Origin of the sequence: Paenibacillus sp. J22TS3 (assembly GCF_018403205.1) — a bacterium.
Lineage (GTDB): Bacteria > Bacillota > Bacilli > Paenibacillales > Paenibacillaceae > Fontibacillus > Fontibacillus tuaregi.
The window spans coordinates 103,130-119,083 of the sequence record NZ_BOSF01000007.1 but is presented as its reverse complement, the minus strand read 5'-3'; the positions used below and the strand labels follow the sequence as shown (position 1 = coordinate 119,083).

Below are 15,954 nucleotides of genomic sequence, written 5' to 3'. Positions count from 1 at the left end.
AGGGGGATTGCCCCTTAATTATGAAGAGCAAGGGAGCTGAGTGGGATGGCGATCAACAGACAAAGCGTTGAACAAATCGTTCGGGCTGTTGGCGGAAAAGAAAATATCGAAGCTGCGACACACTGCGTGACCCGGCTTCGGTTTGTACTGATAGATGATTCCATCGTGGATGAACAAGCGTTGGAACGCAATGATTTGGTTAAAGGGCATTTCTCCACTCAAGGCCAGTTCCAGGTTGTCATAGGACCAGGGCTGGTGGATAAGGTCTATGATGAAATGCTTCAAATCACGGGAGGCGAGCGCGCTTCCAAGGAAGAAGTGAAGAAAGCGGCCGGGAAGAAGATCAATCCGATTCAGCAGGCTATCAAAACGCTGGCGGATATTTTCATCCCAATACTTCCTGCAATTATAACTGCAGGTCTCCTGCTCGGGATCAATAATATTCTGATCGGTCCGGATATTTTCTATAAAGGGCAGTCCCTTGTGCAGGTCTACCCGGCGTGGGCTGACTTCGCATCGATTATCAATCTAATCGCAAGCACAGCGTTTGCATTTCTGCCCGCACTAATCGGCTGGTCGGCCGTAGTCCGGTTCGGCGGAAGCCCACTGCTTGGGATTGTGCTCGGACTTATCCTGGTCCATCCGGATTTGCTGAATGCCTACGGGTATGCCGAGGCTTCTGCGAAGGGAGCTATCCCGATGTGGAATCTGTTCGGGTGGCATATTGAGAAGATTGGATATCAGGGCCAAGTGCTTCCTGTACTGGTATCCTCCTATGTGCTGGCCAAGATTGAGCGCTTCTTGAATAAAAGAGTTGCCGATTCCATCAAACTGCTGGTTGTGGCGCCCGTTGCGCTGCTCCTAACAGGGTTCCTGGCGTTCACCGTAATCGGCCCAGTTACCTTCGGGATCGCCAATGCCATTACTTCGGGTCTCGTCTATATCTTCCATTCATTCCCGTTCTTAGGGGGTCTGCTGTACGGCGGTCTGTACGCGCTGCTCGTGGTTACCGGGATGCATCATACCTTCCTCGCGGTGGACGTACAGCTGATCGGCAGCCAGGGCGGTACATTCCTGTGGCCGATGCTGGCCCTGTCTAATATTGCCCAGGGTGCGGCAGCCCTTGCCATGCTGTTCGTTCTTCGGGAGCAAAAAGCCAAGGGTCTTGCGGTAACCTCGTCTGTATCCGCCTTTCTGGGTGTCACTGAGCCGGCGATCTTCGGGGTTAACATCCGTTATAGATACCCGTTCATCTTCGGGATGATCGGTTCAGCCATAGGGGGAGTTCTGCTCACCTTGAATCATGTGCTGGCTTCTTCTATCGGGGTAGGGGGAATTCCGGGATTCTTATCCATCTTCCCTAATCAATGGCTTGTATTCTTTGCGGGCATGGGGATCGTTCTGGTTGTTCCTTTCTTGCTAACGGTTCTGTACGGCAAGGTCGTAAGCCGGCGCAATTCAGAGGCTTCTGTAGAGGAAAATCAAGCCGGATCTGCTCACAGCACAGGAAATAAGGCATCTTCTGCAGCGGGAACCAAGCCCGCATCCGCTGGGGTTCTGGAAATCCGCTCTCCGCTCACCGGTAAGGCGATCGCGCTGGAGCAGGTGCCAGATCCTGCGTTTGCCGAGAAGCAGATGGGCCAGGGGATTGCTATCGAGCCGACTGAGGGCCGGGTAGTGGCACCTTTTGACGGGAAAGTGGTTCATGTGATCAAGAGCAAGCATGCTGTTATTTTGGAGCACCAGAGCGGGGTTCAAATTCTAATTCATATAGGCATTGATACGGTCTCGCTGAAAGGCAAAGGGTTTACAGTGCATGTCGAGGCTGGGGATGAGGTGAAGGCCGGACAGCTGTTAATTGAATTTGACAAAAAGGAGATACTGGAGGCAGGTCTCCCGCTGATCACTCCGGTCATAATTCCTGACGGGCAGGATGTGGTTGGCAGGGTAGAGGAACATTCAGACGGTCCGGTTAACGGCAACCGTGATGTTATCCTCAAAGTTCAGCTTTCCTCTTGATGTCAGACGGTTATTGTGGTCTTGCCTTAAGAAGCGCAGTCTTGATAAGACTGCGCTTCTTCTGTCCATACGCATTATGGTAGACTGTAGAAGGTGATCTAAGTTGAACAAAAATATATACTTGAATATTTACAATGATTACGCGCAGCAGATTCAAAGAGGTTTGCTGTCTGCCGGAACGAAACTTCCATCAGAGAGCGAGCTTGCCGAGAAATACACGACAACGAGGGAAACGGTACGCAAAGCGCTTAACCTGCTCTCCCAGAACGGCTATATTCACAAAATGATGGGAAAAGGGTCGTTTGTGCTTGATATCGGCAGGATGGATTTTCCGATAACCGGTTTGATCAGCTTTAAAGAAATGTCAGAGCGAATTGGCAGGCCCTCCCGGACGATTGTAGACAAGACCAGCATCATTCAGGCCCCGGAGGAAATCGCCGGTTTTCTTCAAATCCGCGTGAATGAGCCCGTATGGGAAGTGATCCGGGTTCGGGAAATCGAAGGGGAGAAGGTCATTCTCGACAAGGATTATTTCCTGCCTGAAGCGGTTCAATCACTAACCAAGGAGATTGCGTCCGGTTCGATTTATGATTATCTGGAACACACGCTGAACCTGGTGATCAGCTATGCGAAGAAGAAAATCTCCGTGGAGGAAGCTACGGAAGAGGATATCCGCCTGCTTGATTTAAAGGGGATGTCCCATGTGGTGGTTGTGCGGAATTTCGTTTATCTCGAGGACACCACCCTGTTTCAATACACGGAGTCCAGGCATCGGTTGGACAAGTTTCAGTTTGTCGATTTTGCCCGGCGTATTCACTAGTTTGTGTGTAGACATATAGCAAGGCGCCAGCCCATGGATAATCCCTTGGACTGGCGCCTTGTTTATTTTTTTGAACGAAGCCGTGCACTTGGCTGTAAGATTACTTGCTTTCGAGACGGTTCTTTTCGGCGTTATTTTTTGCGGACATAGGATTTCTGTTTCACAATCCCTTTGGAAGTCAGCTGGTATACCGTAACGTCATAGATACCGCTGTGCCGTTCGGCATTGGAATCTTTGGCTGGGTTCCACTTTGGATTCAGCTTTTCTGCTGCGACCTCAAAAGAATCGGCCTTTAGAAATTTAGCGGTGACATCAATCCCACCGAACTTTTTCTTCACAAACACTTTGCCATTTGCATGCACACCGACCAGATCAACACCCAATCCACCGCTGGCTCCGATATAGTAAATGGTGTACAGGAAAGTATCCCCACCTGAGGTCAGTGTAAACTGAATATCTCCGCTTCCTTCAAAATCATTCTTCCCTGTCCAGACCTTCTTGCCAGCGTACTTGATCACAGGGAACAGGCTGTCGCCCGGCTCCTTCTCAATGGTCAGACCGTTCGGAAGCTTGACTGGCAGCTTCTTCGGATTCATTGCCAGCTGAACCGCGGGATAGACCTTGGCGGTGTACTTGGTGGAAGCCGCCCCTGTAATGCTTGCAGGCACCAGCATAGCGAAGACAAGTACTAATAATGCGAGTTTTCTCATGATGTGTCGCTCTCCTTCTGATGGATAATAGGAATATGTACCTATGTTATTATCGACCAGACGGTTTGTTTTTGTTAGATCCAGCTGACTCTAATTGCTTGGGATTTAGTCCCCACCGCCGCCCCCGCATCCTCCTCCACATGAGGAGCTTCCGCCACAGCTGCTGTTTGAACTGCAATTGCTGCTGCTGCAGGATGACCCGCTGCTGCAGTTGCTTCCGGAGCAGCCGGAGTTGTTCGAATCATCTCCGCCTGAGCCGCAGGCAGAAGCAGAGGAACACCCGGAGCTATCTTTGCGGTGAGGATCTTCCTGCGGGACCATATGATCCACGAAATTATCCGGATCGTTCATGGAGAAGAATACCGCCGAGGCCAGCAGCAGATCGGTATTCTGGAAGTCCATGCGGTGGTCCGCCGCGAGCTTATCCCCAGCCATTCCAACACGGAAGCGGAGGCCATCCAACACGGCATCAATCGCTTTGCGTGCAGCCTCTGAATGCTCATAAGCCCAAGTGTTGAACCGGCTGTCCGAAGTTAAACTGGAGGCCGGGTCCCTGTAGTGTTCCAGTTCATCCTTTGGCAGGGGATTTCGGAAGAAAGGTCCCCAGATTAATGCGCTGTGAGGATTCCAGCCAAACAGCTCCACATAGATAAGATCGAACCAGGCCCGTTCCGCTGGCATGGGTTTTGAAGGTTCACCGTTTGGCATATGATGCAGCATTTGACCGAGAAAGCGGGTCGAGAACTGCTGGTACTCATAGGTATACATCAGCATCTCGTGCCATACCTCATCCACCGCATTGCTGAACATGGGAACCTGCTTGAGTACGGAGCACATCATGAAGAAGCGGCGGAGTTCCATCCATCGCCATTCATACTCGTGTTCCGTCATATTAGGATATTCCTTCAGAACCCTGTCCTTAAGAGACGAGGCCCAGGATTCGGGAATGGCTTCATTCAGCGTCAAGAACAAATCATAGGCAGGGCTCTCCGGCTCAGCAACAGGTGGGGCGGGCGGGGCCTTGCGGAGCTTTCTGGAGAGGGGTGAGAACTTCCGGTTATCCCTGTTCTTGACAATAAATCCGAAGAGAAATAACAAAATCGCAGTTAATAAGATAAGAACGATAATTGAATTTTGGCTCATTAGCATGCTCCCTCCAACAGAAGATATTCCCATTATCCCAGAAATAACAGATTATGCCTATAAATATATATGTATGAGCAGAAGAAACAGAGCAGGCAAGATCAGCATTTGGAAGGGCGGCCTCTATGAAACGGTTTCTTGTTCTACTTGGAAGCAGATTGGATTTAGAGTAGCAGCATCCGCTATAATTCAATGTAAGGATCTGCCAAATTCAGATAGATTGGAAGGAATGATTGTTTTGGAACAGTGGGAATATAGAACACTCAAATTCAAAACAGGCGGCTTTCTCGGCGGCAAAATCGACGAGGAAGAATTTGAATATGCCCTGAATACATACGGCCAAGAGGGCTGGGAACTGGTATCCTGCTTTGACACGAGCCAGTCACAAGGAGCCTCGCGGGATATTATCGTTGTTTTTAAGAGAAGGAGACAAGTGTAACTGAGCTATGGAATAGGGTTGGAGCTGTACGACGTATGGGACATCATTGATTGTGAGCTGGTTTATTAAGCCTTATCAGGTTCGTTAAGTTTTATGATTTAGGTAAGAATTCCGGAACGTTGTGCCGAGCTAAGCAGTTAGTGGCTTGGTGGTCACATCGGGATAATCAATCGGTTAAAGGAGCCTTGCCGTGTTCATTTTGAAGAGAATCACAACCTGGTGCCTGATCGGTTCTATCGCAATTTGTGTGCATCATAGTCTAGGTTACGATAGCAAAAGCCTGCTGTTATTTCTGACCTGCCCTGTTCTGCCAGGATTAAACGGATGGATAACCGACCTGAATATGAATCCGGCCTCGACTAGCTATGTGAAGCCGTTAGAGTATGTGATTCATATCAGTTTCTGGCTCGTGGCAGGGGTTTTGCTGGATATGGCTTTAACCAGATTTATGAAGGCTGTGCGCAGCAAATGAGAGTGCGGTGTGTCGGCACAATAAGCAGAATTGCAGGAACCTGTATGATTGCAGCTCATGACGGGCGTGGTGCAGCGCTTGTCCCTTTTTCAAATAAGCAGATTTGCAGAAACCTGTATGATTGCAGCTGTGAGTGTCGAGCCTGGCTCCCAAGGGAGGCCAAGCTCTTGTGCTCGTGAATCATCAGAAGCTTGCTCCGAATGGTAACGGGCAGGCTATAACAGAAACTCGACCGGGAATTCGCCAGAGGCTCAAATAGGTTATGGTTAAAATTACCTTGTAAGCGGTTAATTAAATCTGTTGTCAAAATGAAAAGCATGTGTTATCTTGAATGAGTAACCGGTTACACACATTAGAGGTGAACAGGAAATGAGCACAATTAAAGATGTTGCTGCCCATGCGGGAGTCTCGGTTGCCACTGTCTCCAGAGTCATTAACGAGACTGGTTATGTACATGAGAGCACCAGGCAGAAGGTGGAGCAAGCCATTAAACAATTAAACTACTCGCCCAATGAAGTGGCGCGTTCGTTATTTAAACGGAAATCGAAATTGATCGGGCTTCTGCTGCCTGATATTACGAACCCCTTCTTCCCGGAGCTTGCCCGTGGGGTAGAGGACCGGATGCAGGAGAGCGGGTACCGGTTGATTTTTGGAAATAGTGATGAAGATGAACATAAAGAGCAGGATTATATACAGACGTTTACGCAGAATAATGTGGTTGGAGTGATTTCCTCCACCAACGATCACACTGCGGATACTTACAGCAAGCTGAAGTTCCCTGTTGTGTTCCTGGACCGTACATCGGGAGACAAACCCTCCGTGTATGCGGACGGCAGAGAAGGCGGACGCATGGCTGCCCAGGAGATAATTTCCAGAGGGAGCCGGAACATAACGGTTCAGCAAGGTCCTAAGCATGTTAGACCCGCACAGGACCGGTTCGAAGGCGCAGTGGAGGTTCTGGAGAAGTCGGGGACAGCCTTTCAGGTTCAACTGACTGCTTCATTCTCATATGAAGAAGCCGGCTTGAAGGCCAAGGAGCTGTTTGCGGAGTATCCACGGACCGACGGCGTTATAGCCAGCAATGATATCGCCGCCGCTGCGGTGCTTCATGAAGCGCTGAGGCACGGGAGGAAGGTGCCGGAGGAGCTGCAAATTATCGGCTTCGACGATATCCCCGTAAGCAATCTGGTGTATCCTTCGTTATCCACGATTCACCAGCCGGCTTACGAGATGGGAAGAGCAGCCGCCGAGCTGCTAATTGAACTTGTAGAGCATGGACATGCTCATCAACATATTATTCAACTGCCCGTCAGCTTTGTTGAACGGGGCACGACAAGAAAGGCGGATTAAATATGGCGAAGATAGGTGTAATCGGAAGCTGTTCAATGGACTTGGTTGTTACCTCCAGCAAGCGGCCTGGCGCAGGCGAGACTGTGCTGGGGGAGAGCTTTAAGACAGTACCTGGCGGCAAGGGAGCGAATCAGGCTGTGGCGGCAGCCCGTCTTGGCGCTGAGGTGACGATGATTGGCCGGGTGGGTAACGATGGCTTTGGCCAAGAGATTTTAAATAATTTCAGAGTAAATGGTGTATCTGTAAGCAATGTGGAACCGGTTACAGATGCGGAAAGCGGTACGGCTCACATTGTATTGGCCGAAGGTGATAACAGCATTGTGGTTGTAAAGGGAGCGAATGACCGGGTGACTCCTGAATATGTGCAGATGAAGTCGGAGGTGCTGCGGGGGTTGGATATGGTGCTGATTCAGCAGGAAATTCCTGAAGAGACTGTGGTTCTTGTAAGTCAACTGTGCAGCAAATTCGGGGTTCCCCTGATGTTGAACCCGGCACCGGCCCGGGCTGTTCCATCGGAAGTCATTGAGAAGGCCGCCTATCTGACACCGAACCAGCATGAGGCTTCACTGCTGTTCCCGGATATGAGCATTCAGGAAGCGCTTCGCACGTATCCGAACAAACTGTTTATTACGGAAGGCTCACAAGGTGTCCGGTACTACGATGGGGAGAAAGAAGTGCTGGTTCCGACATATAAAGTGGAAGCCGTGGATACTACAGGTGCGGGAGATACCTTTAATGCAGCCTTTGCGGTAGCGCTGGCGGAAGGCAAGCCAGTATATGAAAGTGTTCAATTCGCGAACCGGGCTGCTTCGCTGTCGGTAACCAAATTCGGCGCACAAGGCGGAATGCCAACCCGCACGGAAGTGGAGGCGAGTCTTTAGTTATGAAGAAGCAAGGGATACTGAACAGTCACATTGCCAAAATCCTGGCAGATCTCGGACATACGGACCAAATTGTAATTGCGGATGTCGGTCTTCCGGTGCCGGAAGGGGTGCCCAAGATTGATCTGGCTCTTGCCTTCGGTCTTCCTGAATTCCAGCAGGTGGTTGATCTCATTGCCGAGGATATGGTCATTGAGAAGGTCATCATAGCAGAAGAGATATACAAGGATAATCGTAAGCAAGCCGAATATATAGAGAACAAATTTATGGACTGTGAGATTGAAGCTCACACGCATGACGAGTTCAAAAATCGGACGCGGCAGGCAAAAGTCGTGATTCGCACAGGAGAAGCGACACCATACGCCAACTGTATTCTGCAAGCGGGTGTTCATTTCGGTTAAGGAGGAAGTCATCATGCATATTCAAATGAACCATATTCATAAATCCTTCGGTACCAACCGGGTATTGACCGGCGTTGATTTCGAGCTCAGGGAGGGCGAAGTGCATGCCCTGATGGGGGAGAACGGAGCCGGGAAGTCCACGCTGATGAATATCCTTATTGGTCTTCATCAGCGTGATGAGGGCACGATTGTCATCGACGGGCAGGAGAAGTATTTCTCCTCGCCTAAAGAGGCGGAGGAATATGGAATCGCTTTTATTCACCAGGAGCTCAATGTTTGGCCGGATATGACAGTGCTTGAAAATTTGTTCATAGGCAAGGAAATCAGGAACAAAGCCGGATTTTTGAATACCAAACAAATGAAAACGCTCGCATTGAAGCAGTTCCGTAAACTATCGGTAACGATCCCTCTGCATCAGGAGGTTGGCGAGCTGTCCGTCGGTCAGCAGCAGATGATTGAGATCAGCAAGGCGCTGATGACAAACGCCAAGGTCATCGTCATGGACGAGCCGACAGCGGCTCTGACTGAACGGGAGATCCAGAAGCTGTTTGAAATTATCGCTTCATTAAAAAGCCAAGGTGTCTCCGTGGTCTACATCTCTCACCGGATGGAAGAAATCTTCGCCATCTGTGACCGGATTACGGTGATGCGGGACGGCAAGACCGTCGATACGAAGGAGATTCCGCACACCGATTTTGATGAAGTAGTCAAGAAAATGGTCGGCAGGGAATTGACCGAACGTTATCCCGCAAGAGAACCGAAGCCGGGTGAAGTTATTCTGGAGGTTAAACAGGCGGGAAGCAAGGGACGGTTCGAGAATGTCAGCTTTCAGGTAAGAGCCGGAGAAATCGTGGGTTTCTCAGGACTGATGGGAGCCGGCAGAACCGAGATTATGCGGGCCATCTTCGGCCTGGATTCGCTGGACAGCGGAGAGATTTGGGTGCGCGGACACAAAGTCAACATACGCAAGCCTGAAGATGCCGTGAAGCTGGGCATTGGCTTCATTACAGAAGACCGTAAGGATGAGGGTCTTGTGCTGGATTTCTCAATTCGCAAGAACATGGCCCTGCCAAGCTTGACGAGTTTTGCCTCCAAAGGCTTCATTTCCACCTCCAAGGAGCAGGAGTTCGTTGATATGCTGATCAAACGTTTGCAGATCAAGACCCAGTCTGGCGAGACTCCAGCCCGCAGCCTGTCCGGCGGTAATCAACAGAAGGTCGTTATTGCCAAGTGGCTGGGAATTGGGCCGCGACTGCTTATTCTCGATGAGCCGACACGTGGGGTTGATGTTGGGGCTAAGCGTGAAATTTACCAACTGATGAACGAACTGACGGACAGAGGGGTTGCCATCATCATGGTATCCTCGGAGCTTCCCGAGGTCCTTGGTATGAGTGACCGGATTATGGTCATCCACGAAGGTAAATTAAGCGGAGAATTGTCCCGTGAAGAAGCCACACAGGAAAAAATCATGACACTAGCAACGGGAGGCAAATAAAATGACAACTCTTAACGATGTCAACACAAACACCACCAAGAAATTCTCGCTGTCTCAAATGACGCAAAAGCTGGGCCCGCTGCTTGGACTAATCATCCTCATCTTGATTGTATCGGTGCTGAATCCTAGCTTTCTGGAGCCTTTGAATATACTCAATCTGCTCCGCCAGGTTTCAATTAATGCCTTGATTGCATTCGGCATGACGTTTGTTATTCTGACCGGAGGCATCGACTTGTCGGTCGGTTCAATTCTGGCGCTCTCGAGTGCGTTTGTCGCCAATATGATGGTATCCGGTTTTGACCCAATCATTGCGATAATTATCGGCTGTCTGGCTGGTGGAGTAATGGGTGCGGTTAACGGCCTGATGATTACTAAAGGTAAAATGGCACCGTTCATTGCCACGCTGGCTACGATGACAGTATTCAGAGGTCTGACCTTGGTGTATACGGATGGTAATCCGATCACAGGCCTTGGCAACAGCCTGGTATTCCAATTGTTTGGCCGTGGCTACCAGTTTGGCATTCCAGTTCCGGCAATCACGATGATTCTTACCTTTGCCGCGCTGTGGGCAATTCTGCACAAGACTCCATTTGGCCGCAAGACGTATGCGATCGGCGGTAATGAGAAAGCTTCTATTGTATCCGGTATCAAAGTGGATAAAGTAAAAATCATGATCTATTCCCTTGCAGGGCTGCTGTCAGCTCTGGCTGGCGCAATTCTTACCTCCCGTCTGAACTCGGCACAGCCAACTGCGGGAACCTCTTATGAGCTTGACGCCATTGCGGCTGTTGTTCTGGGTGGAACCAGCTTGTCCGGTGGACGCGGAAGAATTGTGGGAACGCTGATCGGTGCGCTGATCATCGGGACCTTGAATAACGGACTGAACCTGCTGGGCGTATCTTCCTTTTACCAAATGGTCGTTAAAGGGATTGTCATTGTCATCGCTGTGCTCATTGACCGTAAGAAATCCGCTTAGAAGGAGACGACTATTATGAAAAAAGTTACGTTAGTGCTGATATCTCTGATGCTTGTGTTGATGACAGGCTGTTCGCTGGAGCCTCCGGGCTGGGCCAAGCCCAAGGCAGTCAGTGACTTGAAGGAAGCTAAGATTGGCCTGTCGATTTCAACATTGAACAATCCGTTCTTCGTATCCCTGAAGGATGGGGTAGTGGCTGAAGCGGCAAAACTGGGGCTTAAAGTGATTGTGGTGGATGCGCAGAACGACTCCGCCAAGCAGAGTAATGATGTGGATGATCTGATCCAGCAAGGTGTTAATGCACTGCTGATTAACCCTACGGACTCGGCGTCGATCTCGACCGTGGTCCAATCGGCCAACAACCTTGGAATTCCGGTGATCACGCTGGACCGTTCAGCTGATAAGGGCGATGTGAAAGCCCTAGTAGCCTCGGACAATATTAAAGGCGGGCAGATGGCCGCCCAGTATATTGTGGATCAGCTTGGCAAGGATGCCAAGGTGATTGAGCTTGAAGGTGTTCCAGGTGCATCTGCAACCCGTGAACGGGGCAAAGGATTCCATGAAATTGCCGACAAGCAGTTGAAAGTTATTGCGAAGCAGGCCGCTGATTTTGACCGAACAAAAGGCCTGAACGTCATGGAGAACCTGCTGCAGGGGAACCCGGATGTGCAGGCGGTGTTCGCTCACAATGATGAGATGGCGCTTGGCGCGATTGAAGCGATCCAAAGCTCCGGCAAGAACATTCCGGTCATCGGCTTTGACGGCAATAAGGATGCGCTGGATTCCATCAAAGCTGGCAAACTTACAGCTACAATTGCCCAGCAGCCGGAGCTGATTGGACAGCTTGCGGTGAAGGCAGCGAAGGACGTTCTTCAAGGCAAGCAGGTTCAGAAGTCGATCCCGGCTCCGCTGAAGCTCGTAACGAAATAATGAAATAACGAAATAACGAAATTGCAGCAGGATGAGAAGTCGAACAAAAGGTCCGGGCTGAAATCAAAATACGGCTTAAATTTAGAACTGGTAGGTACGTAAAACACTATCGCCAAGCTTCTCAAGAAATCCATGTTTATTAAAAGAACCTCCAACCCGCTAATGCGGAGCTGGAGGTTCTTTGTGTGTGAACTCGTGCGGGTAACACGATAAACCTGAATAAGCATGCAGATCTGCTTATGATGCGCAGCCTGCACACTCGATGTAATTATCACCGACCGCCTTGCTAATGCTCAGAAGATCGCCCATTTGAATGTCGTCTTCTGTTGTGAACTCATAATCGTAGGCGGTTTCCAGCGCAAGCTTGGCCGCTTGCTCCTTGCTGTCCGCCAAGACGCTGATCTGCTCTTCCTTGCCGGTGGAGATCACAGTGTAGGCAAAGGTATAACGCAGGTTTTCTTGTTCCATTGCAGCACCTCCTAAGAAGACAGTATGGATTGCTCACTTCTCAAAAAGAAGCGTATGGACATTATACACTAACCTTTAGTTACTTGCATACTATAATAAATTAATAAACGGTTAGCCGTTTCTTTAACATGCACTCTACATCGTTAGGGAAAATTCACGTGATGAAATTGACACACTTGAATTAATGTAAAATTAAGAAACAATTGGAAGACCCTCTGCGTCTGATAATATGATCCGCCTAGAAATATAGTCGGTTAAGGAAGTTTGTAAGATGGGGGGGATGATGTGGAATGAAAAAATGGATGCCAATCATCATCACTGCAGCTCTGATGGCAGGCGTGGCTAGTCTGGGAAGCGCTATCCAGGCCAAGGCAGCTTCAAGTTCACGGGAACAGATATACATCAACGGTGCATTTCAAAAAGATGCGCTTATACAGAATGGAAGGGCGCTGGTCCCGCTTAGATCGCTTAACGACCCGGGTTGGCTGACTTACAGCTATGAACCCAAGATTCGTGAAGTGACTGTCAAGAGCAAAGACGGAGGAAAAGTGATCAAGCTGAAAGCCGGCTCGAAAACCGCTTTGGTGAATGGTAAATCAGTTAAACTGGACCAAAGTATTGTAAATCACAAGGGCAGAACCTACTTGCCTCTTCGCTTCGTAAGTGAAGCGCTGGGCGGGATCGCCTATTATAACGCTAAGGACAATAGGGCAATTGTTCGGACTCCAGCAGGACAAACCGATTATGAGACGCTGATGAAAGGCGATCTTACAGCAGCAAGAAATGTTGCGATTAATCTTCAGCGGGTTTATGATCCCGGATTATGGTATCCGCAGGGATATGGATATTATACCTATATTGTGTTTCCTGAAGGTCAAGCTCTGCAATTCTCAAGAAAGCACAGATCACTTACCGATTACCTAAAGGTAAATCGTGATGGTCTTTTGGAAGTAGTGTACGAGGAAAATGACATAGGTGGAACGAAGCCCAAAACGAGGGGGATTAAGCCCAAACGCAAAGGAAGTTTTGTTTATTTTTACTATGATTTAATGGGTGGTGGTCTTGATTATGGTAAGGGTAAATTTAATAGTGAAGAAACGAAGCTGGGCTTTATTGAAGACTCTAACGATCCGGGAAACAAATATCCAAGGGCGGTGCCCGTCGAAGGTGAGGTACGAACAGATTAAGGTACGGCAGTAATCCAATTAATCCCGGTTATTTATGTACAAGAGGGTGTCCAAAAGTCATCATGAATGACAGAGGGACACCCTCTTGTATGTACGAACAGGCGAAAAAAGTATTCAATTCTGCTCGGGATGATCCGACTCTACAAGATGCTTAAGCATCGAAAGCTTGTTTTCCCAGAATCGTTCATAGTAATTCAGCCAGCTTCTTACCTCGGACAGCGGCCCGGGATCCAGCCGGTAGCGGGTTTCGCGGCCGACTTTTCTTTCCTTTACGAGGCCGGCATCGGCAAGAATACGCAGATGCTTGGAGACCGCTGTCCTGCTGATCGGAAAATGCCCACTGATGACATTAACCGGCATCTCCTCTTCCACCAGCAGTTTCAGGAGCTTCCGCCGGGTAGGATCAGCAATAGCCTGGAACACATCATGCCTGGCTGAACTGCTGTTCAGATCAGGCCTCGACATATTTGCCGAGGCGTTGTCCGATTTCTCCCCAGCCGCGGCTCATATTCGTGTGAGGTCCTTTATCAGCCGCATCCCAGCCTGCATGGGTAAGGGTGAACTCCGTAGAGCCTCCAAGATCCCGCAATTCAAAGGTGATAACCCAGCTCTTGGCCCATTTGAAAGATAGGCGGTTCGGGGGATCAAGCTCGATCACTTTGCACAGATTCTTCCCCCATGGACCCGCATCCAGGTAGAATTCCGCACCTTCGACAGGCTGGAAATCGTTAGGCATGAACCAGGCTTCCATGCCTTCGGAAGTCGCGACTGCGTCCCAAACCTTTTGAATCGGGGCATTAAAAGTAAACGTATGACGAATGTCGGGCAGAGAGTTAGGTGTAGTTTGATCCATGTTGAAGTCCTCCAGTTAGTTAAAGTGTATTAAGATTTATTAGGCTGCATGCTCCTGATAGCTCGGGGCCCTACTTTCTCCACTATTATATGCAAAAAAACAGGCTTTTCATCGAGCCATATAAGTTGAACTAAAGAATTACCTATAGGCGAGTTGTGAAAACACTTCACGCGGCTGCTTTCCTAATTAATCACCTAGTCCAACTTAATCAGCAAGCATATGAAACCAAAAGGTTTCGCTTTTGCATTATATGACACCTAAAGGTTTCGCGTCAATCCCCCAACTTTGATCTAGGTACCCAGATATTGCATGAAATCTCCATAACAAGCTCATGTTAAAGCTTGGAGGTGATCGTGATGACGGGCAGAAATAATAAGCCTAAGAATGTGGGGCCATCCGCCACACCTTCCCGGCTGGACCAGTATGGACAGGAGATGGCTGAGGATATGGTTACGAAGGTAACCATTAAGCGGAATGGCTCCAAACGTGAAGAAAAGTAAAGCTGCAGCGGCCCAGAAGATTTATTCTGTGGTCGCTGTTTCTTTTTATTTCGATCTACAGCCGCCTTTTTGTAATGCTGGAACCTCAGGCTGACGCTGATTTTCCAGTTATCTCGCGCTTCGTAAATGATGGGTAACAATTGGGATAATTGGGGCAACAGAGGTTGGAGGAAATCTTCGTTTCGCAGCGTTCTTATAAAGGACTGTGGATTTCTTTACATAATTTCAATTTTCAAGAAAAATTTTGAAACTAAATAGGTGAAACTTACATCTAATTATATAGCTCAAAAAATAAGAGAACTAAGCCATAATAGCGTGAAAGGAAGATGTACAATGAAAAAGTGGATTCCATCCGCCATTGCAGCAGTTCTACTCACAGGTACAGTCGGTCTTGGAAACGTGGCTGCTGCCAAGTCATCTCCAAGTATCAAAGAACAGATATTTATTAACGGGGTAGTCCAAAGTGACGCCCTCGTCGAAAAAGGAAGAGCACTCATTCCTCTCAGATCCTTGAACGATCCGAACTGGCTGACTTACAATTATGATGCCAAGACCCATATGGTAACGGCCAAGAGCAAAGACGGCAGCAAGGTGATCCAGCTGAAAGCTGGTTCAAAAACCGCTTCGGTCAATGGCAAACAAGTCGCGCTCGACCTCAGTGTTATGAATAAAAGCGGTCGCACTTATGTGCCTCTTCGTTTTGTGAGCGAAGCGCTGGGTGGGACTGCCTACTATAATGCCAAAGATAAGCGGGCGATTGTCCGGACCCCAGCGGGACAGGCAGCGTTTAATACATTGATGAAAGGGAAGCTGGAGGATGCCCGTAAAGTGGCGCTTAAACTTACAATTGTGGAGGGACCGGACGCTTGGACTCCTCATGGGGAAGGCTTTACCACGACCTACCGATTCCCTGAAGGCCAAGCATTGCAATATTCCCAAACTTATAAGCTCCTGACCAATTACATCAAGATCAACAACGATGGAATTGCCGAAGTGATCGGCCAATTGGATGAGAATGAAGGAAAGTCGAAAACAAGAGGTATCAAGCCTGACTACAAAGACGGGTATGTCTATTTTTCTGACAACTGGATGGGTGATACCCTCCACTATGGAAAAGTAGATTCAGCCGGGAAAGACACAGAGCTGGGACAATTCAATTACACTCAGAATCCGGAATATAAGAACAGTTCAATTGTTCCTATTGAAGGGGAGACTCGGAAAGACGCAAAGTAAGTGATTCAAAGCTATAATTGTTCAACATATATAATTTATAAAGCGATTCAAAATAAGAGAGGCTGCCTGACTCCGTG

The 15,954-nt window shown here is 48.9% G+C and carries 18 protein-coding genes; 13 read left to right on the top strand and 5 right to left on the bottom strand.

Features of this window, described 5'->3' with window-relative positions; translation table 11 throughout:
- The first annotated feature begins 45 nt into the window (after positions 1-45).
- Together treP and treR are read left to right on the top strand one after the other, a co-directional pair.
- The gene (gene treP / locus KJS63_RS20460; RefSeq protein WP_213620819.1) at positions 46-2,019 is read left to right on the top strand and encodes a PTS system trehalose-specific EIIBC component; all 1,974 of its coding nucleotides are present in this window, start codon (positions 46-48) and stop codon (positions 2,017-2,019) included.
- A 103-nt stretch (positions 2,020-2,122) separates the two neighbouring features.
- On the top strand, positions 2,123-2,839 hold the full coding sequence (gene treR / locus KJS63_RS20455) for a trehalose operon repressor (protein WP_213620818.1): 717 nt from the start codon (positions 2,123-2,125) through the stop codon (positions 2,837-2,839).
- Positions 2,840-2,970: 131 nt separating this feature from the next.
- On the opposite strand, the gene KJS63_RS20450 is transcribed toward treR, so the two are convergent.
- Positions 2,971-3,549, bottom strand: coding sequence for a hypothetical protein (locus KJS63_RS20450; protein ID WP_213620817.1), 579 nt, complete (start codon positions 3,547-3,549; stop codon positions 2,971-2,973).
- 105 nt (positions 3,550-3,654) lie between these two features.
- Positions 3,655-4,692 (bottom strand): glycine-rich domain-containing protein, encoded by a 1,038-nt coding sequence (locus KJS63_RS20445; protein WP_213620816.1) that lies wholly within the window; start codon positions 4,690-4,692, stop codon positions 3,655-3,657.
- A gap of 238 nt (positions 4,693-4,930) precedes the next feature.
- Between KJS63_RS20445 and KJS63_RS20440 the strand changes: the two genes are divergently transcribed.
- The 8 genes from KJS63_RS20440 (at position 4,931) to rbsB (ending at position 11,636) form a co-directional block, all read left to right on the top strand.
- Positions 4,931-5,131: a DUF4177 domain-containing protein gene (locus tag KJS63_RS20440; protein WP_068622320.1), complete on the top strand. Its 201-nt coding sequence runs from the start codon at positions 4,931-4,933 to the stop codon at positions 5,129-5,131.
- 190 nt (positions 5,132-5,321) lie between these two features.
- Positions 5,322-5,603 (top strand): hypothetical protein, encoded by a 282-nt coding sequence (locus KJS63_RS20435; RefSeq protein WP_213620815.1) that lies wholly within the window; start codon positions 5,322-5,324, stop codon positions 5,601-5,603.
- A gap of 369 nt (positions 5,604-5,972) precedes the next feature.
- A complete protein-coding gene (locus KJS63_RS20430; protein ID WP_213620814.1) occupies positions 5,973-6,953 on the top strand; it encodes a LacI family DNA-binding transcriptional regulator in 981 nt (326 codons plus the stop codon).
- A gap of 2 nt (positions 6,954-6,955) precedes the next feature.
- Positions 6,956-7,834: a ribokinase gene (gene rbsK, locus KJS63_RS20425; RefSeq protein ID WP_213620813.1), complete on the top strand. Its 879-nt coding sequence runs from the start codon at positions 6,956-6,958 to the stop codon at positions 7,832-7,834.
- 2 nt (positions 7,835-7,836) lie between these two features.
- The gene (gene rbsD / locus KJS63_RS20420; RefSeq protein ID WP_213620812.1) at positions 7,837-8,235 is read left to right on the top strand and encodes a D-ribose pyranase; all 399 of its coding nucleotides are present in this window, start codon (positions 7,837-7,839) and stop codon (positions 8,233-8,235) included.
- A gap of 13 nt (positions 8,236-8,248) precedes the next feature.
- On the top strand, positions 8,249-9,730 hold the full coding sequence (locus KJS63_RS20415) for a sugar ABC transporter ATP-binding protein (protein WP_213620811.1): 1,482 nt from the start codon (positions 8,249-8,251) through the stop codon (positions 9,728-9,730).
- Between the two features lies 1 nt (position 9,731).
- The gene (gene rbsC / locus KJS63_RS20410) at positions 9,732-10,706 is read left to right on the top strand and encodes a ribose ABC transporter permease RbsC (protein ID WP_374706302.1); all 975 of its coding nucleotides are present in this window, start codon (positions 9,732-9,734) and stop codon (positions 10,704-10,706) included.
- Positions 10,707-10,721: 15 nt separating this feature from the next.
- A complete protein-coding gene (gene rbsB / locus KJS63_RS20405; protein WP_068618641.1) occupies positions 10,722-11,636 on the top strand; it encodes a ribose ABC transporter substrate-binding protein RbsB in 915 nt (304 codons plus the stop codon).
- Between the two features lie 237 nt (positions 11,637-11,873).
- Here rbsB and KJS63_RS20400 read toward each other — a convergent pair whose 3' ends face one another.
- The gene (locus KJS63_RS20400) at positions 11,874-12,104 is read right to left on the bottom strand and encodes a hypothetical protein (protein ID WP_068618639.1); all 231 of its coding nucleotides are present in this window, start codon (positions 12,102-12,104) and stop codon (positions 11,874-11,876) included.
- 290 nt (positions 12,105-12,394) lie between these two features.
- On the opposite strand from KJS63_RS20400, the gene KJS63_RS20395 reads away from it, so the two are divergent.
- On the top strand, positions 12,395-13,291 hold the full coding sequence (locus tag KJS63_RS20395) for a copper amine oxidase N-terminal domain-containing protein (protein ID WP_213620810.1): 897 nt from the start codon (positions 12,395-12,397) through the stop codon (positions 13,289-13,291).
- A 114-nt stretch (positions 13,292-13,405) separates the two neighbouring features.
- Here the strand turns inward: KJS63_RS20395 and KJS63_RS20390 are convergent, their stop codons facing one another.
- Together KJS63_RS20390 and KJS63_RS20385 are read right to left on the bottom strand one after the other, a co-directional pair.
- Entirely contained in the window at positions 13,406-13,756 is a 351-nt protein-coding gene (locus KJS63_RS20390; protein WP_374706301.1) for an ArsR/SmtB family transcription factor, read from the bottom strand.
- On the bottom strand, positions 13,743-14,144 hold the full coding sequence (locus KJS63_RS20385; RefSeq protein WP_213620809.1) for an SRPBCC family protein: 402 nt from the start codon (positions 14,142-14,144) through the stop codon (positions 13,743-13,745). The genes KJS63_RS20390 and KJS63_RS20385 overlap by 14 nt, the downstream gene beginning before the upstream one ends.
- A gap of 356 nt (positions 14,145-14,500) precedes the next feature.
- On the opposite strand from KJS63_RS20385, the gene KJS63_RS20380 reads away from it, so the two are divergent.
- Together KJS63_RS20380 and KJS63_RS20375 are read left to right on the top strand one after the other, a co-directional pair.
- A complete protein-coding gene (locus tag KJS63_RS20380; protein ID WP_213620808.1) occupies positions 14,501-14,644 on the top strand; it encodes a hypothetical protein in 144 nt (47 codons plus the stop codon).
- Between the two features lie 333 nt (positions 14,645-14,977).
- The gene (locus KJS63_RS20375; protein ID WP_213620807.1) at positions 14,978-15,877 is read left to right on the top strand and encodes a copper amine oxidase N-terminal domain-containing protein; all 900 of its coding nucleotides are present in this window, start codon (positions 14,978-14,980) and stop codon (positions 15,875-15,877) included.
- The last annotated feature ends 77 nt before the right edge of the window (positions 15,878-15,954 follow it).